The sequence below is a fragment of the Klebsiella sp. ME-303 genome (assembly GCF_007910085.1).
In the GTDB taxonomy this organism is placed as follows: Bacteria; Pseudomonadota; Gammaproteobacteria; order Enterobacterales; family Enterobacteriaceae; genus Klebsiella; species Klebsiella michiganensis.
Window position 1 is genome coordinate 174171 of record NZ_VOJB01000102.1, and the last position, 25050, is coordinate 199220.

Annotated in this window: 19 protein-coding genes and 2 pseudogenes; 10 read left to right on the forward strand and 11 right to left on the reverse strand. The window is 56.4% G+C overall.

Annotated features, from left to right (window positions below; translation table 11 throughout):
* Nucleotides 1-8 precede the first annotated feature (8 nt).
* Genes fhuC through fhuB form a run of 3 tightly spaced genes read left to right on the forward strand, consistent with a single transcriptional unit; the run spans nt 9 to nt 3675 of the window.
* The gene (fhuC, locus tag FQK12_RS24905) at nt 9-806 is read left to right on the forward strand and encodes a Fe3+-hydroxamate ABC transporter ATP-binding protein FhuC (protein WP_004098728.1); all 798 of its coding nucleotides are present in this window, start codon (nt 9-11) and stop codon (nt 804-806) included.
* Nucleotides 806-1696, forward strand: a complete 891-nt coding sequence (gene fhuD / locus FQK12_RS24910; protein WP_014227987.1) for a Fe(3+)-hydroxamate ABC transporter substrate-binding protein FhuD — start codon at nt 806-808, stop codon at nt 1694-1696. Before fhuC ends, fhuD begins: the two co-directional genes overlap by 1 nt.
* On the forward strand, nt 1693-3675 hold the full coding sequence (fhuB, locus tag FQK12_RS24915; protein ID WP_014227988.1) for a Fe(3+)-hydroxamate ABC transporter permease FhuB: 1983 nt from the start codon (nt 1693-1695) through the stop codon (nt 3673-3675). Before fhuD ends, fhuB begins: the two co-directional genes overlap by 4 nt.
* Nucleotides 3676-3734: 59 nt before the next feature.
* Here fhuB and FQK12_RS24920 read toward each other — a convergent pair whose 3' ends face one another.
* Nucleotides 3735-4664 carry an Rpn family recombination-promoting nuclease/putative transposase gene (locus FQK12_RS24920; RefSeq protein ID WP_014227989.1) on the reverse strand — a complete coding sequence of 310 codons (930 nt, stop codon included), beginning with the start codon at nt 4662-4664 and terminating at the stop codon, nt 3735-3737.
* A 205-nt stretch (nt 4665-4869) separates the two neighbouring features.
* A complete protein-coding gene (gene hemL / locus FQK12_RS24925; RefSeq protein ID WP_014227990.1) occupies nt 4870-6150 on the reverse strand; it encodes a glutamate-1-semialdehyde 2,1-aminomutase in 1281 nt (426 codons plus the stop codon).
* A 180-nt stretch (nt 6151-6330) separates the two neighbouring features.
* Here hemL and clcA point away from each other — a divergent pair, with 180 nt between their 5' ends.
* Nucleotides 6331-7749 (forward strand): H(+)/Cl(-) exchange transporter ClcA, encoded by a 1419-nt coding sequence (clcA, locus tag FQK12_RS24930; protein WP_032694441.1) that lies wholly within the window; start codon nt 6331-6333, stop codon nt 7747-7749.
* 81 nt (nt 7750-7830) lie between these two features.
* Nucleotides 7831-8175 (forward strand): iron-sulfur cluster insertion protein ErpA, encoded by a 345-nt coding sequence (gene erpA, locus FQK12_RS24935; protein ID WP_004098733.1) that lies wholly within the window; start codon nt 7831-7833, stop codon nt 8173-8175.
* Nucleotides 8176-8274: 99 nt separating this feature from the next.
* Here the strand turns inward: erpA and FQK12_RS24940 are convergent, their stop codons facing one another.
* From FQK12_RS24940 to mtnN, 3 genes are all read right to left on the reverse strand, one after another.
* Nucleotides 8275-8898 (reverse strand): TRIC cation channel family protein, encoded by a 624-nt coding sequence (locus FQK12_RS24940; RefSeq protein ID WP_009654554.1) that lies wholly within the window; start codon nt 8896-8898, stop codon nt 8275-8277.
* 183 nt (nt 8899-9081) lie between these two features.
* A complete protein-coding gene (gene btuF, locus FQK12_RS24945; protein ID WP_014227992.1) occupies nt 9082-9882 on the reverse strand; it encodes a vitamin B12 ABC transporter substrate-binding protein BtuF in 801 nt (266 codons plus the stop codon).
* The gene (mtnN, locus tag FQK12_RS24950; protein ID WP_014227993.1) at nt 9875-10573 is read right to left on the reverse strand and encodes a 5'-methylthioadenosine/S-adenosylhomocysteine nucleosidase; all 699 of its coding nucleotides are present in this window, start codon (nt 10571-10573) and stop codon (nt 9875-9877) included. Before mtnN ends, btuF begins: the two co-directional genes overlap by 8 nt.
* 84 nt (nt 10574-10657) lie before the next feature.
* On the opposite strand from mtnN, the gene dgt reads away from it, so the two are divergent.
* The 3 genes from dgt to cdaR all read left to right on the forward strand — a co-directional run bounded on the left by dgt (nt 10658) and on the right by cdaR (nt 15095).
* Nucleotides 10658-12172, forward strand: coding sequence for a dGTPase (gene dgt / locus FQK12_RS24955; protein ID WP_014227994.1), 1515 nt, complete (start codon nt 10658-10660; stop codon nt 12170-12172).
* Nucleotides 12173-12306: 134 nt separating this feature from the next.
* On the forward strand, nt 12307-13746 hold the full coding sequence (gene degP, locus FQK12_RS24960) for a serine endoprotease DegP (protein ID WP_004098740.1): 1440 nt from the start codon (nt 12307-12309) through the stop codon (nt 13744-13746).
* A 191-nt stretch (nt 13747-13937) separates the two neighbouring features.
* Nucleotides 13938-15095, forward strand: coding sequence for a DNA-binding transcriptional regulator CdaR (gene cdaR, locus FQK12_RS24965; protein WP_004098741.1), 1158 nt, complete (start codon nt 13938-13940; stop codon nt 15093-15095).
* Nucleotides 15096-15131: 36 nt separating this feature from the next.
* On the opposite strand, the gene FQK12_RS24970 is transcribed toward cdaR, so the two are convergent.
* The 5 genes from FQK12_RS24970 to map (FQK12_RS24990) all read right to left on the reverse strand — a co-directional run bounded on the left by FQK12_RS24970 (nt 15132) and on the right by map (FQK12_RS24990) (nt 23311).
* Nucleotides 15132-18110: a putative mucin/carbohydrate-binding domain-containing protein gene (locus FQK12_RS24970; protein ID WP_014227995.1), complete on the reverse strand. Its 2979-nt coding sequence runs from the start codon at nt 18108-18110 to the stop codon at nt 15132-15134.
* A gap of 196 nt (nt 18111-18306) precedes the next feature.
* Nucleotides 18307-18696 carry a DUF3461 family protein gene (locus FQK12_RS24975; RefSeq protein WP_004098742.1) on the reverse strand — a complete coding sequence of 130 codons (390 nt, stop codon included), beginning with the start codon at nt 18694-18696 and terminating at the stop codon, nt 18307-18309.
* Between the two features lie 107 nt (nt 18697-18803).
* Nucleotides 18804-19628, reverse strand: a complete 825-nt coding sequence (gene dapD / locus FQK12_RS24980) for a 2,3,4,5-tetrahydropyridine-2,6-dicarboxylate N-succinyltransferase (protein ID WP_004098743.1) — start codon at nt 19626-19628, stop codon at nt 18804-18806.
* 33 nt (nt 19629-19661) lie between these two features.
* Nucleotides 19662-22325, reverse strand: coding sequence for a bifunctional uridylyltransferase/uridylyl-removing protein GlnD (gene glnD / locus FQK12_RS24985; RefSeq protein ID WP_014227996.1), 2664 nt, complete (start codon nt 22323-22325; stop codon nt 19662-19664).
* 191 nt (nt 22326-22516) lie between these two features.
* On the reverse strand, nt 22517-23311 hold the full coding sequence (gene map / locus FQK12_RS24990) for a type I methionyl aminopeptidase (RefSeq protein ID WP_004098745.1): 795 nt from the start codon (nt 23309-23311) through the stop codon (nt 22517-22519).
* Nucleotides 23312-23634: 323 nt separating this feature from the next.
* Here map (FQK12_RS24990) and rpsB (FQK12_RS24995) point away from each other — a divergent pair.
* A pseudogene (rpsB, locus tag FQK12_RS24995) lies at nt 23635-24099 on the forward strand (30S ribosomal protein S2); the annotation flags it as partial.
* Here rpsB (FQK12_RS24995) and map (FQK12_RS25000) read toward each other — a convergent pair.
* A pseudogene (gene map, locus FQK12_RS25000) lies at nt 24092-24532 on the reverse strand (type I methionyl aminopeptidase); the annotation flags it as partial. The pseudogenes rpsB (FQK12_RS24995) and map (FQK12_RS25000) sit on opposite strands and share 8 nt — an antisense overlap.
* Before the next feature lie 322 nt (nt 24533-24854).
* Here map (FQK12_RS25000) and rpsB (FQK12_RS27805) point away from each other — a divergent pair.
* Nucleotides 24855-25050: 30S ribosomal protein S2 (rpsB, locus tag FQK12_RS27805; RefSeq protein ID WP_195863070.1), on the forward strand; the 196-nt coding region annotated here is incomplete at its 3' end.

The following is a 25050-nucleotide window of genomic DNA, read 5'->3' on the forward strand; positions in this document are numbered from 1 at the left end:
GTTCCGTTATGCAGGAAATCACTCCGCACTCCGATACGACGTTTTCACTGGACCGCGTGACCTTCCGCGTGCCCGGCCGAACGCTGCTGCATCCTCTGTCGTTAACCTTCCCGGCGGGAAAAGTCACGGGCCTGATTGGCCATAACGGCTCCGGCAAATCGACGCTGCTGAAAATGCTTGGCCGCCATCAGGCGCCCTCGGACGGGGAGGTTTTGCTCGACGGTCAGCCGCTCGACAGCTGGGGCAGTAAAGCCTTTGCCCGCAAAGTGGCTTATCTGCCGCAGCAGCTGCCGCCGGCGGAAGGCATGACGGTGCGTGAGCTGGTGGCGATCGGCCGCTACCCGTGGCACGGAGCGCTGGGGCGTTTTGGCGCGGCGGATCGGGAGAAAGTGGAAGAGGCGATTGCGCTGGTCGGGCTAAAACCGCTGGCCCACCGGCTGGTGGACAGCCTCTCCGGCGGCGAACGCCAGCGCGCGTGGATTGCCATGCTGGTGGCTCAGGATAGCCGCTGCCTGCTGCTCGATGAACCTACCTCGGCGCTGGATATCGCCCACCAGGTGGATGTGCTGGCGCTGGTCCATCGCCTCAGCCAGCAGCGCGGGCTGACGGTGATCGCCGTACTGCATGATATCAATATGGCGGCGCGCTACTGCGACTATCTGGTTGCGCTGCGCGGCGGTGAGATGATCGCTCAGGGAACGCCCGCGGAGCTGATGCGCAGCGAAACCCTGGAACAAATTTACGGCATCCCGATGGGGATCCTGCCGCATCCGGCTGGCGCAGCGCCGGTAAGTTTTGTCTATTGATGGAAAACCTCACATTCATCACGCGGCGGCGCCTGCTGACCGCAATGGCGCTGTCGCCGCTGCTGTGGCAGATGCGCGGCGCGCGGGCGGCGGAAGTGGATCCGCAGCGTATTGTCGCGCTCGAATGGCTGCCGGTAGAGCTGCTGCTGGCGCTGGGCGTTACGCCCTACGGCGTTGCCGATATCCCTAACTACCGGCTGTGGGTCAATGAACCGGCGCTACCTGATTCGGTGATTGACGTCGGGCTGCGTACCGAGCCCAATCTGGAGCTGCTGACGCAGATGAAGCCGTCGTTTCTGGTCTGGTCGGCGGGGTACGGCCCGTCGGCGGAAAAGCTGGCGCGTATTGCGCCCGGACGAGGATTCACCTTCAGCGACGGCAAGCGCCCGCTGATGATGGCTCAGCAGTCGCTTGGCGAAATGGCTGATCTGATCGGCAGACAGCGGGAAGCGAAGCGCCATCTGGCGGAATTTGACGCGCTGATGGAGAGCCTGCGACCGCGCTTTGCCCGCCGCGGCGATCGTCCGCTGCTGATGATTACTCTGCTTGATAGCCGTCACGTGCTGGTTTTTGCGCAAAACTGCCTGTTCCAGGAGGTGCTCGACCGCTTTGCCATCAAAAATGCCTGGCAGGGCGAAACCACCTTCTGGGGCAGCGTCACCGTCGGTATTGACCGGCTGGCGGCCTACAGAGACGCCGACGTTATCTGCTTCGATCACGGCAATGCGCGGGAGATGGCGCAGCTTATGGCGACACCGCTGTGGCGAGCGATGCCGTTTGTTCGCGCAGGGCGTTTTCAGCGCGTCCCGGCGGTGTGGTTCTATGGCGCGACGCTATCGGCGATGCATTTTGCCCGCGTGCTGGCCGACGCTCAGGGAGGCCCGGCATGAGATCGCGAATTTCGCCTTTGGCGACATCACTGCTGTTGACGCTCCTTCTCGTCGCTGCTGCGCTGACGCTGTTCAACCTCAACGTGGCGCTGCCGCGAAGCGAATGGGGGCAGGCGCTGTGGCAGCCGAATATCGATAATATCGCTCAGATGCTGTTCCACTACAGCCTGCTGCCGCGGCTGGCGATATCGCTGCTGGTCGGCGCCGGGCTGGGGCTGGTGGGCGTGCTGTTCCAGCAGGTGCTACGTAACCCGCTGGCGGAGCCGACGACGCTCGGCGTGGCGACCGGGGCGCAGCTGGGCATGACGGTCACCACGCTGTGGGCGATTCCTGGCGTGCTGGCGTCGCAGTTCGCCGCGCTGGCCGGGGCGTGCATTGTCGGCGCGCTGGTGTTTGGCGTGTCGTGGGGCAAACGCCTCTCGCCGGTGACGTTGATTCTGGCAGGGCTGGTGGTGAGCCTGTACTGCGGCGCGCTTAATCAACTAATGGCTATTTTCCATCACGATCGGCTGCAAAGTATGTTCCTGTGGAGTACCGGTACCCTGACGCAGACCGACTGGAGCGTGGTGCAGCGGCTGTGGCCGCAGCTGCTGGGCGGAGCGATTTTAACGCTGCTGCTGCTGCGTCCGCTGACCCTGATGGGGCTGGACGACGGCGTGGCGCGCAACCTCGGACTGGCGCTCTCGCTGGCGCGGCTGGGGGCGTTGACCCTGGCGATTATCATTAGCGCCCTGTTGGTGAATGCGGTGGGGATTATTGGCTTTATCGGCCTGTTCGCGCCGCTGCTGGCGAAGATGCTGGGCGCGCGTCGCCTGCTCTCGCGCCTGCTGCTGGCGGCCCTGATTGGCGCGCTGCTGCTGTGGCTCTCCGATCAGGTTATCCTCTGGCTGGCCCGGGTGTGGATGGAGATCTCCACCGGTTCGGTGACCGCGCTGATTGGCGCGCCGCTGCTGCTATGGCTGCTGCCGCGCCTGCGCAGCATTAGCGCGCCGGTGATGAACGGTGGCGATAGCGTGCTGGCTGAACGGCAACATGTGCTGTGGTTCGCGCTGGGCGGGCTGGCGATTCTGCTGCTGGCCATCGTCGCGGCGCTGGCTTTCGGCCGCGACGCGCAGGGCTGGCACTGGGCCAGCGGTACGCTACTGGATGAGCTAATGCCCTGGCGCTGGCCGCGCGTTCTGGCGGCGCTGTTCGCTGGCGTGATGCTGGCGGTAGCGGGCTGCATTATCCAGCGCTTAACCGGTAATCCGATGGCCAGTCCGGAAGTGCTCGGGATCAGCTCGGGCGCGGCGTTTGGCGTGGTGGTGATGCTGTTCTTCGTGCCGGGAAATGCCTTTGGCTGGCTGCTGCCCGCCGGTAGCCTCGGCGCGGCGGCGACGCTGCTGGTCATTCTGATTGCCGCCGGACGCGGCGGGTTCTCGCCGCATCGCATGCTGCTGGCGGGGATGGCGCTGAGCACGGCGTTTACCATGCTGCTGATGATGCTGCAGGCCAGCGGCGATCCGCGAATGGCGCAGATCCTGACGTGGATTTCCGGCTCAACCTACAGCGCCACGCCGGAGCTCGTGATGCGCAGCGGCGCGGTGATGCTTATTCTGCTGGCGCTGACTCCGCTTTGCCGACGCTGGTTGACGATTCTGCCGCTGGGCGGCGAGGCGGCGAGGGCGGTCGGGATGGCGCTGACGCCGTCACGTATCGGGCTGCTGCTGCTGGCGGCATGTCTGACCGCGGCCGCAACCCTAACGATTGGCCCGCTCAGCTTCGTGGGGCTAATGGCGCCGCATATTGCGCGTATGATGGGATTCCGGCGTACGATGCCGCATATGGCGATCTCCGGCCTGATTGGCGGAGTGCTGCTGGTGTTCGCCGACTGGTGCGGCCGGATGCTGATGTTCCCCTACCAAATCCCGGCAGGATTGCTGTCGACGTTTATCGGCGCGCCGTACTTTATCTATCTGTTGAGAAAGCAGAGCCGGTAGCGTTTCACCATCGCGATGCCCGGCGGGCGTCGCGATGTTATCCCCTTTTTTGCCCGGATTCAGTTAGGACTAACTGCGGAATTCTGCAACTGCTCTAATTCGTTTTCCGTCACTTCCGTGAGCTGGATAACCAGCGATCGCTCCATGCCGTTTTCCAGCATCCGGTTGGCAATTTTTAGTCGGGCCTTTGCCTCACCCTTTTCCTGGCCCCATTCAATAAAAAGCTCTTTGCCGTTTTTTTCCAGCCATTCGTCCAGCGTTTCCATCGACTCCTCCTGCGGTATATGACTTACCAGTCCATTGAAAAAAGCCTTAGGGTTTTCGGTGTGACCGCGCTGCCCCATATAGCTAAATAACACTTTTAGCTGCTCGGCGGTAGTGTATCCCGCGTTAAGCAGAATCCCCAATTGCTCGAGCAGCAACATGAGATCCCGCTGGCGAATATGCTTTTGCAGGAGCTCCAGGATCGCAATACGCCGATGCTGCATAATCGCGTTATCAGGTATCACCGTGATATCGACCAGCGGAAAAGGGCGGTTGTAGATTATTTTTGCCCACTCCGGCAAGTCGAACATACTGTACCAGTTCATTGAGAAGGGGTAGGGCGAGGTTTTGCCCTGATAAAACAAAATGGGAACAACCAACGGGAGATGTGTATTTCCCGCTTCCAGATGGCGCTGCATGGCGGCGACGCTATAGCGCATGAGACGAAACGGCATCTGCTTGTCCGGTGAGCTTTGATGCTCAATAAGCACATGGATATAGCCCGTCTTATTATTGATTTCCAATGAGTACAGCACGTCGGAATAGTAAGCCCGCAGATCTTCTTCAATAAAACTACCTGATTCCAGCTGAAGCGTGTTGAGATCGCACAGCGAGCGCAGGTCTGCCGGAAGATGGATATCAATAAAGTCTCTGGCGGTATCGATATGGGCCAGTAGCTGTTTAAAAATGGCGTCATGCGGTGTAGGGGACGATTGTGTTGTCATTCTGAGCAATCCTTGCGGCTGAGTTTCCGCTGAGAATCTGCTTTTGCCTGCCCATTGTCTGCCGACGATTTTGGGTTCTACGAGGCGGGATGATGACAATCTTTCGAGGCGATCGCGTTTGCATCTTGTTATGCGTGGGCCGACGCAAAATGATGCTTTTAAACAAGATGCGTATTGCCGGGGCAGGGGGGCCCCGGCGTTGAGGTTACAGCTTAGCGAAGGCGTTACGCGCGGCGGCGACGGTGTTGTCGATATCTTCTTCGCTATGGGCGATGGACATAAAGCCCGCTTCAAACGCCGACGGCGCCAGGTAGACGCCCTCTTCCAGCATCAGGTGGAAGAAGCGTTTAAACCGCTCGACATCGCATTTGACCACGTCCTGGTAGCAGGTCACGGTTGGCGCGTCGGTAAAGAAAATGCCGAACATGCCGCCGACGTTATTCACCACCAGCGGAATACCGGCATCGCGCGCGGCGTCCAGCAGACCCTGGGCCAGCTGGTTAGTGAGCTCGGTTAGCGTCTCGTGCACGCCGGGCTGCGCCACTTCGCTCAGGCAAGCGAAACCTGCCGCCATCGCGATGGGGTTGCCGGAGAGGGTGCCTGCCTGGTAAACCGGGCCGGTCGGCGCCAGGGCATCCATCACCTCACGACGACCGCCGAATGCGCCAACCGGCATACCGCCGCCGATGATTTTGCCAAGGCAGGTCAGATCCGGCACAACGCCGTAGTAATCCTGCGCGCCGGCCAGCGCCACGCGGAAGCCGGTCATGACTTCATCGATAATCAGCAGCGCGCCGAACTCGTCGCACAGCGCGCGCAGGCCCGGCAGAAACTCTGGCAGCGGCGGGATGCAGTTCATATTACCGGCCACCGGCTCAACGATGATGCAGGCGATATCCTGCGGATACTGTTCGAACGCGGCGCGAACCGAGGACAGATCGTTATAGGTACAGGTCAGGGTGTGTTTGGCGAAATCCGCCGGCACGCCCGGCGAGTTCGGCTGGCCGAGCGTCAGCGCGCCTGAGCCGGCTTTTACCAGCAGGCAGTCGGCGTGGCCGTGGTAGCAGCCTTCGAACTTGATAATTTTGTCACGGCCGGTGAAGCCGCGGGCCAGGCGAATGGCGCTCATGGTGGCTTCGGTACCGGAGTTCACCATGCGGACCATATCCATGGTCGGGACCAGCTCGGTGACCAGCGCCGCCATTTTAACTTCCATCTCCGTCGGCGCGCCAAAGCTCAGGCCGCGTTCGGCGGCTTCAAGGACCGCGTTGCGGATGGCCGGATGGTTATGACCCAGCACCATTGGGCCCCAGGAGCCGACATAATCGATATACGCTTTACCATCAACGTCGTAAAGGTAAGCGCCGTCGGCGCGCTCGATAAACAGCGGCGTACCGCCGACGCCGGTGAACGCACGTACCGGAGAGTTCACGCCGCCGGGAATAAGTTCACGCGCAGCGTTATACAGATTTTCAGATTTGCTCATTGCCAGGGTCCTGGTTCGTGAAAAATGTTTTGTCGACTATTCTAAGTTATTCCAGGAAGGTTATGAAAGTTTTGCCCAATTGAAACAATGGGGTCGCGGCGCATTTTTTTGACGACGGAGCCTGTCCGGTTGGCTAGAATGACCTTCTTTCTATTTGTATTACTTATTATTGATAATGGCATGAAAGCAGAAAACCCCTCTTCTTCAGCACATCAGTTCGTACGCGTTCGCCGCAGCGATGCCGTGCGTCGGTTGATTCAGCGTGATAAAACGCCGCTGGCGGTGTTATTAATGGCGGCCGTTGTCGGCACGCTGGCGGGGCTGATCGGCGTCGCGTTTGAAAAAAGCGTCAACTGGGTGCAGAACCTGCGCATAGGCGCGCTGGTAGAGGTGGCAGACCACTGGTTTCTGGTCTGGCCGCTGGCCTTTATCCTCTCCGCTTTGCTGGCGATGGTGGGCTATTTTCTCGTCCGTCGTTTTGCGCCGGAAGCAGGCGGCTCCGGGATCCCGGAAATTGAAGGCGCGCTGGAGGAGCTGCGTCCCGTTCGCTGGTGGCGCGTACTGCCGGTGAAGTTTATCGGCGGCATGGGGACGCTGGGTGCGGGCATGGTGCTGGGGCGCGAAGGGCCGATGGTGCAGCTTGGGGGCAATCTTGGGCGCATGGTGGTGGACGTTTTTCGCATGCGCAGTCCGGAAGCGCGCCATACGCTGCTGGCGACCGGCGCCGCGGCGGGGCTCTCCGCCGCCTTTAACGCGCCGCTGGCCGGGATTCTGTTTATTATTGAAGAGATGCGCCCGCAGTTTCGCTACAACCTGATCTCCATTAAAGCCGTGTTTACCGGCGTCATTATGGCCACCATCGTTTTCCGTATCTTCAACGGCGATAAAGCGGTTATCGAGGTCGGTAAGCTCAGCAATGCGCCGGTCAACACCCTGTGGCTGTATTTGATCCTCGGGATGATTTTTGGCTGTGTTGGCCCGCTGTTTAATACGCTGGTGCTGCGCACCCAGGATATGTTCCAGCGGCTCCACGGCGGCAACATTAAAAAATGGGTGCTGATTGGCGGCCTGATCGGCGGAAGCTGCGGCGTGCTGGGTCTGATTCAGCCGGCGGCGTCCGGCGGCGGGTTTAACCTGATTCCCATCGCCGCGGCGGGCAATTTTTCCGTCGGCCTGCTGCTGTTTATTTTTATCGCGCGGGTGATTACCACGCTGCTTTGCTTCTCTTCCGGCGCGCCCGGCGGTATCTTTGCGCCGATGCTGGCGCTGGGGACGCTGCTGGGCACGGCGTTTGGCATGGCGGCGACGCCGCTGTTTCCGGCCTATCATCTGGATGCCGGCACCTTTGCCATCGCCGGGATGGGGGCGCTGCTCGCCGCCTCGGTTCGCGCGCCGTTGACCGGCATCGTGCTGGTGCTGGAGATGACCGATAACTATCAGCTCATTTTGCCAATGATTATTACCTGTCTCGGCGCAACACTATTGGCACAATTCCTCGGCGGTAAGCCTTTATACTCGACTATTCTGCAGCGCACCCTGGCAAAACAAAAGGCGGAACAGGAAGCAAAGGCGCAGCCGGTCGGCGGGGAGAATACTTGAACGATTTACTCGGGTATTGGATAATGGCTCAAAAGGTCGGGTTATTCTTTAACCGGTCAGAAGTATCAATGGGAGCATAAAATGAGTGATGACGTAGCGTTGCCGCTGGAGTTTACCGAAGCCGCGGCGATTAAAGTAAAAGACCTGATTGCGGATGAAGACAATCCGAACCTGAAACTGCGCGTGTACATCACCGGTGGTGGCTGCAGCGGTTTCCAGTACGGCTTTACCTTCGACGATCAGGTTAACGAAGGCGATATGACTATCGAGAAGCAGGGCGTCGGCCTGGTGGTTGACCCAATGAGCCTGCAGTATCTGGTCGGCGGCGCCGTCGATTATACCGAAGGTCTGGAAGGCTCGCGTTTTATCGTGACCAACCCGAATGCGAAAAGCACCTGCGGCTGCGGCTCCTCGTTCAGCGTCTAAAGATAGTGCGCCCGGGAGCCTCTTCTCCCCCGCCCTCTCATACAGCGAGAGGGCGCAAACGCTAAAAACGGTAACGTTAAGGTTACCGTTTTGCTTTTATTACCGTCCATTCTCATCAAGCGCGAACGTTGGCAGCTTCAGGTGCCAGCGGATGGCCGCCAGCCTGATGACCAGCGTGACCACCATACCTATCATCGCCGCGTTTTCTAACGGAACCTGAAAGGTGTAGTACGCCGTCGCATGCACGATGCCGCCAACGATGCAGGCCGTCGCGTAGATTTCCGTACGCAGAATCATCGGGATTTCACGCGCCAGCACGTCGCGGATGATCCCCCCGCCGACGCCGGTGACGACGCCCATGCAGACGGCCACCAGCGGTCCGCTATGGGCAAGAAAGGCTTTGTTGACGCCAATACCGACAAATACCGCCAGACCGACGGCGTCCAGCACCGGCAGCACCCATTTGGGTAACCGGCGCGGCTGGCGTACCAGCAGGATAGTGAACATGCTGGTGACCATCGCCACCACCAGATCGGTAGGGTCTTTAACCCAAAATACCGGGCCGTTAGCAAGGGCCATATCGCGAATGGTGCCACCGCCTACCGCGGTCACCACGCCTAATACCAGCACGCCGAAAGGGTCCATGCGCAGCTTTCCAGCCAGCAGAACGCCGGAGATGGCAAACACGGCGGTGCCAATGATATCCAGCCAATAGACAAGCATCGTCAGTTCCCACTTAGAGTCTATCCCATTAGGCTTTTTTATTTGCCAGTTTGGCCCTGGGCAGTGCTCACCGCCCTCACGTACCGCGTGTACGCTCCGGGTGTTCCGCGCTGTCCGTGTCCAAACTGGCTGCAACAATTGCGCCTGGTGGGATAGCCTTTTTGCACCTGGATTAGCAGGTGATTATTTTATCTGCTCGAGCGCAGTACAGAGTTGTTTTGCGGCGAGAATAATACGTGGGCTCGCGCGTTCAAACCAGTCGCCATGTAGCGCAATAAAAGAAATTTTTAGCTGATTCTGCCAATAGCGCTCAACGGCGGGAAGTTGACTGGGGTCGCCGGCGATGACAATGGCCTGCGGCTGCCTTGCCAGCACCTGTTCACGGCTCACCTGCGGCCAGGGAACCCGGCTGGCGGCAAAAATGTTTTCTCCCCCACACAGCGTCAGAACCTGATCCTGAATCGAGCCTTTGCTGGTGGTAAAGAGAGGGTTGGCGCCGAACTGTAAAAAAACGCGTTTTTTCGGCCCGCTCGCGTAGCGGGTTTTTAAGGCCTGGTAGGCGTCCTGCATTTTCTGCGCCGCCTGCCGCGCCTTTTCCGGCTGAGGGCTCCACTGCGCCAGCTGGCGAAGCGTTGCGATAATCTCTTCGATAGTCGATGTTTCGACCCAGATGACTTTTATCCCGAGCGAGCTTAGCTGATTCACCTGGCGTTCAGCGTTACCGCCGCGCCACGCCAGCACCAGGTCGGGCTTAAGGGCGACGATGCGTTCCAGATTCATCCCCTGCCAGCTGGAGACCTGCTCTATCTTTGCGGCTTCCGGGGGATAATCGGAATAGCTGCTGACGCCAACCGGCGTAATACCGGCGGCAAACGCCAGTTCAGTATTGGCGGGAGAGAGCGTAATCACCCGCGGCGCGGCGAAAAGCCACGCCGGGGCAAGCAGCATCAGGACGGCAAGCGCCGCGTTGAGCGACTTAGCCACGAGCCAGGTGCTGCACCAGGTTTTCCACCATCAGGGTGGATTGCTTCGCGGCAACGGCGAGAAACTCGTCGAAGCTCAGATGCGACTGCTGATCGGCAACATCGGAGATGGCGCGAACGACAACAAACGGTACGCCATAGTTGTGGCAGACGTGCGCGATGGCGGTGGCTTCCATTTCTACCGCGACGGCCTGCGGGAAGTTGTGGCGGATTTTGGCGAGACCAATGGAACCGTTGATGAATGCATCGCCGCTGACAATGAGTCCGCGAACCGCGTTAAGATTCAGCGCGCTGATGCAGGTCTCTGCGGCGGCAATCAGCTTATCATCGGCTTTGAAACCGGCAGGGCAGCCCGGTAGCTGGCCATACTCATAGCCAAACGCGGTGACGTCCGCGTCGTGATAGCGCGTTTCGTCGGAGACGACGATATCGCCAACCTTCAGGGTCGACGCGAGGCCGCCCGCAGAACCGGTGTTAATAATCACATCTGGCTTGCAGTGCTCCATCAGCAGAGTGGCGCCCATGGCGGCGGCGACTTTGCCAATGCCCGATTTCAACAAAGCGACATCAACGCCCTGCAGCTGGCCGGTGTAGATTTCGCTGCCGCCGATAGTGATGGTCTGGCGGTTGTCGATTTTGTCGCGCAGAAGGGTAACTTCTTCTTCCATTGCGCCAATAATACCGATTTTCATAGATTTACTCGCGATGTGTGGGTTTTAGCGGCATAGTCTATCATGCGCTTAGAAGGAAACGTTATTGCTCGCTCGGGGGAGATCATGGCTAAGATCGATTTTCGCAACAAGATTAACTGGCGTCGCCGCTACCGTTCACCGCAGGGCGTTGAGACGGAGCGTGAAATCCTGCGAATTTTCGAAAGCGATCGCGGACGCATCATCAACTCGCCGGCGATCCGCCGGCTGCAGCAAAAAACCCAGGTTTTCCCGCTGGAGCGCAATGCCGCGGTGCGTACGCGGCTGACCCACTCTCTGGAAGTTCAGCAGGTGGGCCGCTACATCGCCAAAGAGGTGCTGAGTCGTCTGAAAGAGCAGAAGCTGCTGGAAAGCTACGGGCTGGATGAGCTTACCGGGCCGTTCGAGAGCATTGTTGAAATGGCCTGCCTGATGCACGATATCGGCAATCCGCCATTTGGCCATTTTGGCGAGGCGGCAATTAATGATTGGTTCAGCCAGCGGCTTTTCCCCGGCGATGCGGCCAGCCAGCCGTTAACCGACGATCGCTGCGTGGTCGCGGCGCTGCGCCTGCAGGAAGGCGATAGCCAGCTGAATGAGCTGCGGCGTAAGGTTCGCCAGGACTTATGCTGGTTTGAAGGCAATGCGCAGGGTATTCGCTTAGTGCATACGCTGATGCGCATGAATCTCACCTGGGCGCAGGTGGGCTGTATTCTAAAATATACACGTCCGGCATGGTGGCGCGGGGAAGCGCCGGCCAGCCACAATTATTTAATGAAAAAACCTGGTTATTATTTAGCCGAAGAGGGCTATGTTGCGAGGTTGCGTAAAGAACTGGATCTGGCTCCTTACAATCGCTTCCCATTAACGTGGATTATGGAAGCCGCGGATGATATCTCATATTGCGTCGCCGACCTTGAAGATGCGGTAGAAAAACGCATCTTCAGCGTAGAGCAGCTTTATCAGCATCTCTATGAAGCCTGGGGCGTTCACGAAAAAGGCTCCTTGTTTAATCAGGTTGTCGAAAACGCCTGGGAGAAATCGCGTGCGAATTCTCTGAGCCGGAGTACTGAAGATCAGTTTTTTATGTATTTACGGGTTAATACGCTCAATAGACTGGTACCGTACGCGGCGCGGCGGTTTATTGATAACCTGGCGAAGATTTTTAGCGGCGATTTTAATCACGCGCTGCTTGAGGACGATAGCGATTGCAGTCAGCTGCTTGAACTATACAAAAATGTTGCGGTAAAACATGTGTTTAGCCATCCTGATGTCGAGCAGCTGGAGCTGCAGGGCTATCGCGTGATCAGCGGTCTGTTAGATATATACCAGCCGCTGTTAAAATTATCGCTGGATGAGTTTAGTTTGCTGGTGGAAAAAGAGCGGGTGCGAAGTTTACCGATTGCATCACGTCTTTTTCAGAAACTTTCAACTCGTCATCGGTTAGCTTACATAGAAGCCGTAAATAAGATTTCGCGCAATAATCCGGAGTTTCCAGTGATGGAATATTATTATCGCTGTCGTCTCATTCAGGACTATATCAGCGGAATGACCGACTTGTATGCATGGGATGAATATCGACGATTGATGGCCGTAGAATAAGGGTGAGTTTTGTAAAGACGGACAATAAATTTTTACTTTTACCAAAACTTCATTCCGGAACTTCGCGCTATAAAATGACTCTGATAGTCACCAACACAGCAACTATTCGTTATCTGAAATTGAGATTGAAACCTATGAAAAAAACCACGTTAGCAATGAGTGCCCTGGCTCTGAGTTTAGGTCTGGCGTTGTCCCCTCTCTCTGCGAGCGCGGCGGAAACAGCTTCTTCGGCGACTAATGCGCAGCAGATGCCAAGCCTGGCGCCGATGCTGGAAAAAGTGATGCCGTCGGTCGTGAGCATTAACGTTGAGGGGAGCACCACCGTTAATACGCCGCGGATGCCGCGTAACTTCCAGCAGTTCTTTGGCGACAATTCGCCGTTCTGTCAGGATGGTTCTCCGTTCCAGAGCTCTCCGTTCTGTCAGGGCGGCGGGCAGGGCGGCGCGCCGGGTAGCGACGGCGGCCAGCAGCAGAAATTTATGGCCCTCGGTTCCGGGGTGATTATTGATGCCGCTAAAGGCTATGTCGTGACTAACAACCACGTCGTGGATAACGCGACTACTATCAAAGTTCAGCTCAGCGATGGCCGCAAGTTCGACGCGAAAGTGGTCGGCAAAGACCCGCGTTCTGATATTGCGCTGATTCAAATCCAGGATCCGAAAAACCTGAGCGCGATTAAGCTGGCGGACTCTGACGCCCTGCGCGTCGGCGATTACACCGTGGCGATCGGTAACCCGTTTGGCCTGGGCGAAACCGTGACCTCGGGGATCGTTTCCGCCTTGGGCCGTAGCGGCCTGAACGTTGAAAACTATGAAAACTTTATCCAGACCGATGCGGCGATCAACCGCGGTAACTCCGGCGGCGCGCTGGTTAACCTGAACGGCGAGCTGATCGGTATCAACACCGCGATTCTGGCGCCGGACGGCGGCAACATTGGTATCGGCTTCGCTATTCCGAGCAACATGGTGAAAAACCTGACCGATCAGATGGTCAAATTTGGCCAGGTTAAGCGCGGTGAGCTGGGCATCATGGGGACCGAGCTGAATTCCGAACTGGCGAAAGCGATGAAAGTTGACGCTCAGCGCGGCGCGTTCGTCAGCCAGGTGATGCCGAACTCGGCGGCCGCTAAGGCGGGGATTAAAGCCGGCGACGTGATTACCACGCTGAACGGTAAATCGATCAGCAGCTTTGCCGCGCTGCGTGCCCAGGTGGGTACCATGCCGATCGGCAGCAAAGTCGAGCTTGGCCTGCTGCGTGACGGCAAGCCGGTGACGGTGACCGTTGAGCTGCAGCAGAGCAATCAGAACCAGGTTGACTCCAGCACCATCTTCAACGGTATTGAAGGTGCGGAAATGAGCAACAAAGGTCAGGATAAAGGCGTCGTGGTGAGTAACGTGAAAGCGGGAACGCCGGCGGCGCAGATTGGCCTGAAGAAAGGCGATATTATCGTTGGCGCGAACCAGCAGCCGGTGAAAAATATTGCCGACCTGCGCAAAATTTTTGATGCCAAACCGTCGGTTCTGGCGCTGAATATCCAGCGCGGCGATACGTCAATTTATCTGCTGATGCAGTAATCCCTGACGGTTCGCAAAGCCCCTTTTCTCCTTGCGGAGGAGAGGGGCTTTTTTATTTCTGCCGCCCCTTCCATTTTTCGTTCTGTGATATCTTCCACAACTCCATATTTCTTAGCCCGGCTTTGTGCAAATGCACAATGCGGCGTGTTGCCAACTCTTTTATGCTGGTAGCCTGCTCACGGGAGGGTTACATGGCTGGCTGGCATCTTGATACCAAAATGGCTCAGGATATCGTGGCGCGTACGATGCGCATCATTGATACCAATATTAACGTAATGGATGCCCGCGGGCGCATTATCGGTAGCGGAGACCGCGAGCGAATTGGTGAATTGCACGAAGGCGCGCTATTAGTGCTTTCCCAGGGGCGCGTTGTCGATATTGATGATGCCGTTGCCCGACATCTGCACGGCGTGCGCCAGGGGATCAACCTGCCGCTGCGTCTGGAAGGGGAGATCGTTGGCGTTATCGGCCTGACCGGCGAACCGGAGTCGCTGCGTAAATACGGTGAACTGGTGTGTATGACCGCCGAGATGATGCTGGAACAATCGCGGCTGATGCATCTCCTGGCTCAGGATAGCCGTCTGCGCGAAGAGCTGGTGATGAACCTGATTCAGGCGGAAGAGAACACCCCGGCGCTGACCGAGTGGGCCCAGCGTCTGGGGATCGATCTCAACCAACCGCGCGTGGTGGCGATGATTGAAGTGGATAGCGGCCAGCTGGGCGTAGACAGCGCGATGGCGGAGCTGCAGCAGCTCCAGACCGCGTTGACCACGCCGGACCGTAATAATCTGGTGGCCATTGTCTCGCTGACCGAAATGGTGGTACTGAAGCCCGCGCTGAACGCCTTTGGCCGCTGGGATGCGGAAGATCACTGCAAACGGGTCGAGCAGCTCATTAGCAGGATGAAAGAGAACGGTCAGCTGCGTTTTCGCGTGGCGCTGGGAAACTTTTTTACCGGGCCGGGCAGCATTGCTCGCTCGTATCGCACCGCCAGAACCACCATGATGGTCGGTAAACAGCGGATGCCGGAGAGCCGTAGCTATTTTTACCAGGATTTGATGCTGCCGGTACTGCTGGATAGCCTGCGCGGCGGCTGGCAGGCCAATGAGCTGGCGCGCCCGCTGGTTCGCCTGAAGGCGATGGATAACAACGGCCTGCTGCGTCGCACCTTACAGGCCTGGTTTCGTCATAACGTGCAGCCGCTGGCGACGTCGAAAGCACTGTTTATCCACCGCAATACGCTGGAATACCGTTTAAACCGCATCTCTGAGCTGACGGGGCTGGATTTGGGTAATTTTGACGATCGTCTGCTGCTGTATATTGCGCTACAGCTCGATGAGCAGCGCTAAAAACACTCCCGCCGCAGGCGGGAGTGGGGACGGGAATTACAGGCGCTGCAGCCCGCTGGCCGTGACTTGCCAGGAGACGGTATGAGGCTGTGGCCAGGCGTTACCGTTTTGCGGGTTGATAATGACGGAGCGATCGCCGGCTTCGGCATGGAAGACTTCGATGATATAGCCTTCATCAAGTATTGCCGTATCAATATAGTCGCCAAGCTGCGCTGAACCTTTAATGGACTGGCGATAAACCACCGAGCCGCGCGTATTGTAGATATTCACCGCGGCATAGGCCGTCGTAAAGTGCTTATTCGGCACCACGGGGCTGGCGGTAAAGGTGAGCGCGCCGCGGCCAATATCCATCTCCATCGTCGCAAAACGAATATTATCATTGCCAAGTAGCTGCCAGGAGAAGAGATCGCCATACAGCTCTGTTGCCTCGTCCTGAGCATCCGTGGTTTCTTTATCCTCCGGATCTGGCACCAGCGAACAGGCCTCCAGCCCATCCTTCACTACCCGCCAGCGGTTGCGTTGCTTCAGCGTAATGGCGCGATGCGTCGTATCATTGCTGGCGCTGGAGCGGAATGGCTCATCATGGAAAACCTCAATGATCATGTTTTCAGCGAGCGCGAGAGTTTCGCTGTTTGCCAGGTTGTTGGTCGCTCCGGCATAGCTGCGGTGATAAACCACCGTTTCGTCCGCTCCGGTTACCGTAATGCTGGCATAGGTATGGGAAACATAATACGGGTGCGGCGCGCCGGTACGCGTGGCGACCGTCATGGCGTGCTGCTGATTATCGATAACGATCTGGCAAAAATCTTTATTGCCTTGCCCTCTGAGATTGAGGGTAACGCTTTTGCCCGTCAGTTCGCCCGGTTCGCTATTATCCTGAGGCAGGACGTCGGCATACTCTTTAAGCAGCCTGCTGCGCTGAGGCTCTTCAATATGGGGGAGCATCAGCCAGAGATCGTTTTTACATACGCTCTCTTCCTGCGCTAATAGCGAGGGCTGCTTACGCATTGCCTGCGCGTCATGCTCGAAAATAGCCAGTAAATCCTCTGCCGGATTATTGTTGAGAATAAAGTTGTAAAGCCCACTCTCATCAATACGCATTAGCTGGCATTTCTCACCCGCTACCAGCGTTAAATACTCCGGAGAGGTTTTCAGCCGCCCCGGCTCGACGTGAGTAATATATAAGTGATAGTGAGGACCGAAGGGAATAACCTCCTTACCGGTGGCGCAGTTCGTTCCGTTCATATTGCGCTCGAATACTTTTTCGCCGCTGGCGGAAAGTACGCATACGCCGGCATAGAGCGCGTCAGGGTAGTTGTTGTGCGGCGTGGCGCTGGTAATATTCAGCGTAAGCTGCTGATTTTCGTAATCGATATCCAGATATGCAAACGGCGTGTCGCCAATACCTAAAAAGCTCATCGTTACGTTACGCCCGCGGGAATCGCGTTGTCGGGTGTAGTTGATGGTAGCCGCATTTGTCCCTTCTTTTACGACGAGATAGCTGATATCCGGACGATATTTTTGTGAACGACCTTTCGGAAGATCGATCTGGTAAATGCCGATTGGTATGTCATTCAGGATCAACGTGTCATCATTAACGATCAGTGAATAATGCGTGCCACAATTATCTTTAATCGTCAGCGTTCGCCCGTAAATTTGTTCCAGCTGGTCGATATTGAACGTCAGGGATAGCGTCCCCGTTTTGCCTAATGCCGCCAGTTCGCTGTTATCCACCAGCCACACGAAGGAGTCCAGCCCCAGCTGCCGCCGCGCGCTATCCCATTCGCTTTGCGGAAGGAAAAGATACAGCGGATAGAGCGGTTTTGCCGCCAGCGCGGCGATATCTCCCTTAGTGGTAATTTCCAGCGTTAAGCCGCATAGCTCGATAAATGGGGTCACATCATACCCTGCGGCGGTGGCGATAGCGGTAGCCAGCATATCGACAAGCTGATGATCGGACGGCCGGAAGCTATCGCCGTTGGCCAGTTCGCGATAGTTCTGGTTGAAGCTGCGGAAGGCTTTGGTTCCTGCTTTTAGCAACATCAGCATCAGGAATTGCAGGCGCGGACGCAGGCCCCAGCTGGTGACCGAAACCTGGTCTCGAATATAGGTCATCAGCTGGAGTTCCTGCACGGCCTGCTGACCATAGTTATAGAGCCAGCCATCAACATAAAGATGATTATCCTGACTCAGGGTGAGCTGCTGGTAAAAAGCGGCGTAAATATTGTTCCACACTTCGTTGACGGGCAGAGTGGTCGACTGCATAAACTTACCCTGATACCCGTGCGCAATTTCATGGAGAATAACCCATTGCGTCGCAACGTTATCCAGCCAGCCTTCACCTAACGTTGATGATGTATGAGCGCACCACCTGGTGAAATAATAGGCTGCGCCGAAGCCATGTTTATCTGCCCGCACAAAGTAGCGGTTGGCGACATCCTGGTTCCACGGTGCGTCAGGATTATCGCTTAGTCCAGCCAAGTCGTTATAGCATTTGAAAAGGTGGGTATAAAAACGGTGCAGTGCCGGTAAGCCCGCTTTCATCGCATTATCGCGGTCGGCATAGGGCAGCAGCAGGGTAATCACATCTAAATCAAGCAGCGCGAGTGCGGATTGATTTTTCTCCCAGCTGAGGAAAAATTCATCCTCAGATTGGCCCGCTTTCCAGGTCGGCAGCGGTTTAGTTGCGGCAGGCTGCTGGTAGATGACGGTAAATTCACAGGGCTGGTCGGTAAACAGCGTATCGACAAAAGGAACGGTGTCGACCGTTGCGCAGACCGTTTTCCAGCCGGTGGCGATCGTGCAGGTGCTCTCTAGCGCGGTATCATTGCAAAGCAGGCGCAGAATCGAGTTGCCGTTGCTGATATCCGGTTGGCGAATGTGCAGCGGCGTATTGGCGGGCAGAATAAAGCCCAGCGGCTGGCGATCGTGCAGCCGTCCTTTTTCAAAGCCGGCCTTATCCAGCCAGGGCGCAGATTGTAGGGTATAAAATTTTTGTTCAATTTCCTGTGTCATCGTATGATCTCCTTTCAGGTGGAAATTGAACATACAGCGAATTATTTTATTATGTCATTCATGTAGATAGGGATATGAGATGAAATGATATCAGAGAGGAATAGCTGATATTCGCTGATGCTGCCGGTGGGGGATGAGTGAGAAAAAAGAGGGTGAGGCAGAGGGAAACAGGGCCAGTACCTGGCCCGTATCAGGCTTACTTATTGCGGGTCAGTTTTTCCAGATCGGATTCGATTTCGCTGATCTTATTCGTCACCACGCTTTCGAGGTGACGCAGATCGTCGAGGATCTTACGTTTCAGATCGATTTCGGTGCGATCGCGCTGACAGATTTGATCCAGCTCGTCGATGATATAGCGTAGGTTAGGGCTAATCTCCTGGACTTCTTTATATCCCTGGCCCACGCCGTCGGCGACCACGGTTTTGCGCTGACGCGGATATTTGAACTTGACGCTCTTGGCGAAGAACTCGCCTTTATCCTTCTGAAAGTAGATTTTCAGAATGTCGTTGTTGGCTTCCTGCCGCAGGCTATAGCGATCGATTTCATCAGGATTGGTAATACCAAGACTTTTCAGATTATCGTACATAACGGTACCTTTGATATCATCGTAATCTTTGAATAATTAACGAAAAAATCCATCTTCGCCAGCTCAATATATAAAAAAAGCGGGATGCCTCCCGCTTTTCATGCTGCTTAGTCGATGGTACGCAGAAGTTCGTTGATTCCAACCTTGCCGCGGGTTTTGGCATCGACTTTTTTGACGATAACCGCGCAGTACAAGCTGTACTTGCCATCTTTTGACGGCAGGTTGCCGGAGACGACGACGGATCCCGCCGGAACGCGGCCGTAGAAGACTTCACCGGTTTCGCGGTCGTAGATTTTGGTGCTCTGGCCGAGGTATACGCCCATGGAGATAACGGAACCCTCTTCGACGATGACGCCTTCAACGACTTCCGAACGCGCGCCGATAAAGCAGTTATCTTCGATAATGGTCGGGTTAGCCTGCAGCGGCTCCAGTACGCCACCGATGCCGACGCCGCCGGACAGGTGGACGTTTTTGCCGATCTGCGCGCAGGAACCCACGGTCGCCCAGGTATCAACCATCGAACCTTCGTCAACGTAGGCGCCGATGTTCACATAGGACGGCATCAGAACCGTGTTGCGAGCGATATACGCCCCCTGACGAACGGCCGCCGGCGGAACGACGCGGAAACCTTCTTTCTGGAAACGCGCTTCATCATAATCCGCGAACTTCATTGGGACTTTATCGAAGTAGCGGCTTTCCGCACCATCGATAACCTGGTTATCGTTAATACGGAAAGAGAGCAGAACCGCTTTCTTCAGCCACTGATGGGTGACCCACTGGCCGTCAACTTTTTCAGCGACACGCAGCGCGCCGGAATCAAGCAGAGAAATCACCTGGTTAACCGCTTCGCGGGTTACGGTATCCACGTTTGCCGGCGTGATGTCGGCGCGACGCTCAAAAGCGGACTCAATAACGTTCTGTAATTGCTGCATTGTTTACTCTTTCCATTTACTTAAAAAAATACGTTACCCTTTATCGTTTGGATTGAGGGCCTCTGTCAACCGTTGTTGCACTTCTTGCTGTAGCTCATTATTAAGGGCGCGCCGGTCTGCGGTGGCGATTATAAATAAATCTTCTACTCGCTCACCAATTGTCGTAATTCGCGCGCCGTGGAGCGAAATTCCGAGGTCGGCAAATACCTGGCCGACGCGCGCTAACAGACCCGGCTGGTCGAGAGCAATCAGCTCAAGAAAGGATTTCCGGTCGGTATGCGTCGGCAGGAAATTCACCTCCGTCGGCACGGAAAAATGCCTCAGCTTCGCCGCCTGACGACGGGGCGCCGGGGGCTGCCAGCTGCGCTGGCTGATGGTCTGTTCCAGGCCCACGCGGATCATTTCGTGCCTGTCGGCGGAAAGCGGGCTGCCGTCCGGCTCAAGAACAATAAAGGTATCCATCGCCATGCCATCGCGGGTGGTGAAGATCTGCGCATCGTGAACGCTTAGATTACGTCGATCCAGCTCGCCGCAAACGGCGGCGAAGAGGTAAGGACGATCCGGACTCCAGATGAAGATCTCGGTGCCCCCGCGCGAGGCGTGGGAACTGAGCAGGATCATCGGTTTGCTGAGATCGTGCTGCAGCAGATTACGCGCGTGCCAGGCGAGCTGGTTTGGCGTATGGCGCACAAAGTAGTTGGCGCGGCAGCGGTTCCAGATTTGGTGCAGCGCCTGTTCATTAATATTTTCCATCCGCAGCAGCGCCAGCGCCTGTAGCTGGTGGTGACGCACCCGCTCGCGCATATCCGGCGTGTTTTGCATCCCCCGGCGCAGCTGTTTTTCGGTGGCGAAATAGAGCTCACGCAGCAGGCTCTGCTTCCAGCTGTTCCACAGGTTTTCGTTGGTGGCGCAGATATCGGCGACGGTCAGGCAGACCAGGTAGTGCAGACGGTTCTCCGTTTGCACCTCTTCGGCAAACTGCTTGATCACTTCCGGATCCTGAATATCGCGACGCTGGGCGGTGACCGACATCAGCAGATGATGACGCACCAGCCACGCCACCAGCTGGGTTTCGCGCGAGTTAAGACCGTGAAGCTCGGCGAATTTCAGCACGTCCTGCGCGCCGAGAATCGAATGGTCGCCGCCGCGCCCTTTCGCGATATCGTGGAAGAGGGCGGCGATAAGGATCAGCTCCGGATGCGTCAGGCGCGGCCACAGTTCAACGCACAGCGGATGCCGGCTGCGGGTCTCTTCTTTGGCGAAGCTCTCAAGCTTAAGCAGCACGCGGATCGTGTGTTCATCAACGGTATAGGCGTGAAACAGGTCAAACTGCATCTGACCGACAATATGCGACCATTGCGGCATATAGGCCCACAGCACGCTATGGCGGTGCATCGGCAGCAGCCCCCGGCTGACCGCGCCCTGATGGCGCAGCATGCTGAGGAACAGGGTCCGCGCTTCCGGAATATAGCAAAGCGGCTGCGTCAGATGACGACGGGCGTGGCGCAAATGGCGAAGCGTGGTGGAGTAGATGCCGGTAATGCTGCTGTTACGCACCATCATAAAGAACATGCGCAGAATCGCCTGCGGTTCGCGGATGAACAGCGAGTCATCGCGCAGATCGATTAGCGTGCCGCGCAGCTGAAAATCATCGTCAATTGGCCGCGGCTTCTCATCTTCGGTGAGCGCCAGAATCGCCTCTTCGAACAGCTGGATCAGCATTTGGTTCAGCTCGCTCACCCGGCGGGTGACGCGAAAGAAATCCTTCATCATGTGCTCGATCGGCTGGTTGCTTTCGCCTTCGTAACGCAGGCGGCGGGCGACGCTGAACTGCCTGTCGAACAGCAGACGATTATCGTAGCGGTTGAGCTCCAGATGCAGCGCAAAGCGAATGCGCCACAGCTGATGCAGGCATTCGTTAAGCTCGTTGCGCTCGGCTTCGGTCAGGAAACCGAAGCCGACCATTTCATCAAGCGAGGTGGCACCGAAATGGCGGCGCGCGATCCACTGCAGGGTGTGAATATCGCGCAGGCCGCCGGGGCTGCTTTTCACGTCCGGCTCGAGGTTATAGCTGGTCCCGTGATAGCGCTGATGGCGTACATTCTGCTCTTCGACTTTTGCCGCAAAGAACTTTTCCGATGGCCAGAAGCCGTCGCTGAATATGTGTTTTTGCAGTTCAAGGAACAGCGCGACGTCGCCAATAAGCAGACGCGATTCAATCAGGTTAGTGGCGACGCTGAGGTCCGACAGCCCCTCCAGCAGGCACTCTTCGAGGGTGCGCACGCTGTGGCCGACTTCCAGCTTGATATCCCACAGCAGCGTCAGCAGCTCGCCGACCTTCTGCGCCTGCTCATCGGGCAGCTTTTTACGGCTCAGGATAAGCAGATCGATATCGGAAAGCGGGTGCAGTTCGCCGCGGCCGTAACCGCCGACGGCGACCAGCGCGATGTCGTTCATCGACCCGAACCCGTACTCGACCCATAGCCGCTGAAGCAGCTGATCGATAAATTCGGTGCGCGCCTCAATCAATCTCTCTGCGGCGATGCCGTGGTCAAACGCTTCGCCCAGCCAGCGCTGAAAAGCGTCGATGTGCGCCTTGATAGCCGCGCAGTTGAAGTCGCTCTGCGGCCAGCGGCCCGGATTCGCCGGCTGGTCGTCCAGGGCAGGGGAGACAGTATCAGATAAAGAGTTGCTCATCGCGCCACCATAATAAAAAACTATCACCCATAAAAAATCGCCGGGAGCGATTTTTAACGTCGCTTGCGGCGGCCCATAGGGTGACGGGCAGGACGCCCGTCATAAAAAATCGCCGGGAGCGATTTTTAACGTCGCTTGCGGCGGCCCACAGGGTGCCCGTCATAAAAAAGCCGGCTGGCGCCGGCTTTTCATCATTCGTTGTGCGAGATTATCGCCGGGATGGTGTCATCCTTGCGTAACGTCAGTATTTCGCAGCCGCTGTCTGTCACCACAATAGTATGCTCATACTGCGCAGACAAGCTCCGGTCTTTGGTTTTTACCGTCCAGCCGTCTTTCATACTGCGGATCTCTTTTTTACCCGCGTTGACCATCGGCTCAATGGTAAAGGTCATGCCGGGTTTGAGCACCACGTTGGTTTCCGGAGAGTCGTAATGCAGCACCTGCGGTTCTTCATGGAAACCGCGGCCGATACCGTGGCCGCAGTACTCGCGCACGACGGAGAAACCTTCGGCTTCAACGTATTTCTGGATAGCCGCGCCGATAGCGCGCAGATTAACGCCCGGTTTGACCATTTTCAGGGCCAGATAGAGGCTTTCCTGGGTAATGCGGCACAGGCGCTCGCCCAGAATGGTCGGTTTACCGACGATAAACATCTTCGAGGTATCACCGTGGAAATCATCTTTAATGACGGTGACGTCAATGTTGACGATATCGCCATCTTTCAGCAGCTTGCCGTCGTCCGGGATCCCGTGGCACACCACTTCATTAATAGAGATGCAGACGGATTTCGGGAAGCCGTGGTAGCCCAGGCAGGCGGATACGGCTTTTTGTTCGTTAACGATATAATCGTTGCAGATGCGATCCAGTTCGCCGGTGCTGACGCCCGGTTTTACGTAGGGTTCGATCATTTCCAGCACTTCAGCGGCCAGGCGGCCGGCAACGCGCATTTTTTCGATGTCTTCAGATGTCTTGATAGAAATAGCCATGGATTGTGTCCAGCAGTGTCGATTTTTTCGACAATAATAGATTATGTCGGAACAATGTTAACAGTCCGGGCGTCCTGCTGCCAAATTGAGAATCATTAGCAGCACGCGACGTCAACAACAGTTGGTGTCTGCTCCTGTTTTGTGGTATAAAGCGCGCCGGACTTCTGTTCCATTCTCAGATACACAAGATGGACTGAAGCGACAAATCTCACTTTGTGTAACAACACACACGTATCGGCACATATTCCGGGGTGCCCTTTGGGGTCGGTAATATGGGATACGTGGAGGCATAACCCCAACTTTTATCTATAGAGGTTTTAAACATGGCAACTGTTTCCATGCGCGACATGCTCAAGGCTGGTGTTCACTTTGGTCACCAGACCCGTTACTGGAACCCGAAAATGAAGCCTTTCATCTTCGGCGCGCGTAACAAAGTTCACATCATCAACCTTGAGAAAACTGTACCGATGTTCAACGAAGCTCTGGCTGAACTGAACAAGATCTCTTCTCGCAAAGGCAAAATCCTTTTCGTTGGTACTAAGCGCGCTGCAAGCGAAGCGGTAAAAGACGCTGCTAACAGCTGCGACCAGTTCTTCGTGAACCATCGCTGGCTGGGCGGTATGCTGACTAACTGGAAAACCGTTCGTCAGTCTATCAAACGTCTGAAAGACCTGGAAACTCAGTCCCAGGACGGTACTTTCGACAAGCTGACCAAGAAAGAAGCGCTGATGCGCACTCGTGAGCTGGACAAGCTGGAAAACAGCCTGGGCGGTATCAANTGCGCAGGTTGATGCCTGGCTTCACCATTCTCAGCGCCAGGTACAGGCTTTCCTGAGTGATGCGGCACAGGCGCTCGCCGAGAATCGTCGGTTTGCCAACGATAAACATTTTGGAGGTATCGCCATGGAAATCATCTTTAATGACGGTCACGTCGATATTCACGATATCGCCATCTTTCAGCAGCTTGCCGTCATCAGGAATACCGTGACAGACCACTTCATTGACCGAAATGCAGACGGATTTCGGATAGCCGTGATAGCCGAGGCAGGCGGAAATGGCCTTCTGCTCGTTAACGATATAGTCGTTACAGATGCGGTCCAGTTCGCCGGTGCTGACGCCCGGTTTGACGTAGGGTTCGATCATTTCCAGCACTTCGGCGGCCAGGCGGCCGGCAACGCGCATTTTTTCGATGTCTTCAGATGTCTTAATAGAGATAGCCATGGAGTATGTCCAGCAGTGTCGATATTTTCGACAATAATAGAGTAAGTCCTGTCAATGGTAACAGTCCGGGCAGGCTGGTGCCAAACTGAGAATCATTAACAGCACGCGACGTCAACAAGAGTTGGTGTCTGGATGGATTTTGTGGTATAAAGCGCGCCGGACTTCCGTTCCATCTCAGATACACAAGGATGGACGTAAGCGACATAGCTCACTTTGTGTAATAACACACACGTATCGGCACATATTCCGGGGTGCCCTTCGGGGTCGGTAATATGGGATACGTGGAGGCATAACCCCAATTTAATCTATAGAGGTTTTAAACATGGCAACTGTTTCCATGCGCGACATGCTCAAGGCTGGTGTTCACTTCGGTCACCAGACCCGTTACTGGAACCCGAAAATGAAGCCTTTCATCTTCGGCGCGCGTAACAAAGTTCACATCATCAACCTTGAGAAAACCGTACCGATGTTCAACGAAGCTCTGGCTGAACTGAACAAGATCGCTGCTCGTAAAGGTA

What these genes read in the sequence shown, in the direction of transcription:
- fhuC (WP_004098728.1), top strand. Translation starts at nt 9, where the DNA reads ATGCAGGAAATCACTCCGCACTCCGATACGACGTTTTCACTGGACCGC.
- fhuD (WP_014227987.1), top strand. Translation starts at nt 806, where the DNA reads ATGGAAAACCTCACATTCATCACGCGGCGGCGCCTGCTGACCGCAATG.
- fhuB (WP_014227988.1), top strand. Translation starts at nt 1,693, where the DNA reads ATGAGATCGCGAATTTCGCCTTTGGCGACATCACTGCTGTTGACGCTC.
- FQK12_RS24920 (WP_014227989.1), bottom strand. Translation starts at nt 4,664, where the DNA reads ATGACAACACAATCGTCCCCTACACCGCATGACGCCATTTTTAAACAG.
- hemL (WP_014227990.1), bottom strand. Translation starts at nt 6,150, where the DNA reads ATGAGCAAATCTGAAAATCTGTATAACGCTGCGCGTGAACTTATTCCC.
- clcA (WP_032694441.1), top strand. Translation starts at nt 6,331, where the DNA reads ATGAAAGCAGAAAACCCCTCTTCTTCAGCACATCAGTTCGTACGCGTT.
- erpA (WP_004098733.1), top strand. Translation starts at nt 7,831, where the DNA reads ATGAGTGATGACGTAGCGTTGCCGCTGGAGTTTACCGAAGCCGCGGCG.
- FQK12_RS24940 (WP_009654554.1), bottom strand. Translation starts at nt 8,898, where the DNA reads ATGCTTGTCTATTGGCTGGATATCATTGGCACCGCCGTGTTTGCCATC.
- mtnN (WP_014227993.1), bottom strand. Translation starts at nt 10,573, where the DNA reads ATGAAAATCGGTATTATTGGCGCAATGGAAGAAGAAGTTACCCTTCTG.
- dgt (WP_014227994.1), top strand. Translation starts at nt 10,658, where the DNA reads ATGGCTAAGATCGATTTTCGCAACAAGATTAACTGGCGTCGCCGCTAC.
- degP (WP_004098740.1), top strand. Translation starts at nt 12,307, where the DNA reads ATGAAAAAAACCACGTTAGCAATGAGTGCCCTGGCTCTGAGTTTAGGT.
- cdaR (WP_004098741.1), top strand. Translation starts at nt 13,938, where the DNA reads ATGGCTGGCTGGCATCTTGATACCAAAATGGCTCAGGATATCGTGGCG.
- FQK12_RS24970 (WP_014227995.1), bottom strand. Translation starts at nt 18,110, where the DNA reads ATGACACAGGAAATTGAACAAAAATTTTATACCCTACAATCTGCGCCC.
- FQK12_RS24975 (WP_004098742.1), bottom strand. Translation starts at nt 18,696, where the DNA reads ATGTACGATAATCTGAAAAGTCTTGGTATTACCAATCCTGATGAAATC.
- dapD (WP_004098743.1), bottom strand. Translation starts at nt 19,628, where the DNA reads ATGCAGCAATTACAGAACGTTATTGAGTCCGCTTTTGAGCGTCGCGCC.
- glnD (WP_014227996.1), bottom strand. Translation starts at nt 22,325, where the DNA reads ATGAGCAACTCTTTATCTGATACTGTCTCCCCTGCCCTGGACGACCAG.
- map (WP_004098745.1), bottom strand. Translation starts at nt 23,311, where the DNA reads ATGGCTATTTCTATCAAGACATCTGAAGACATCGAAAAAATGCGCGTT.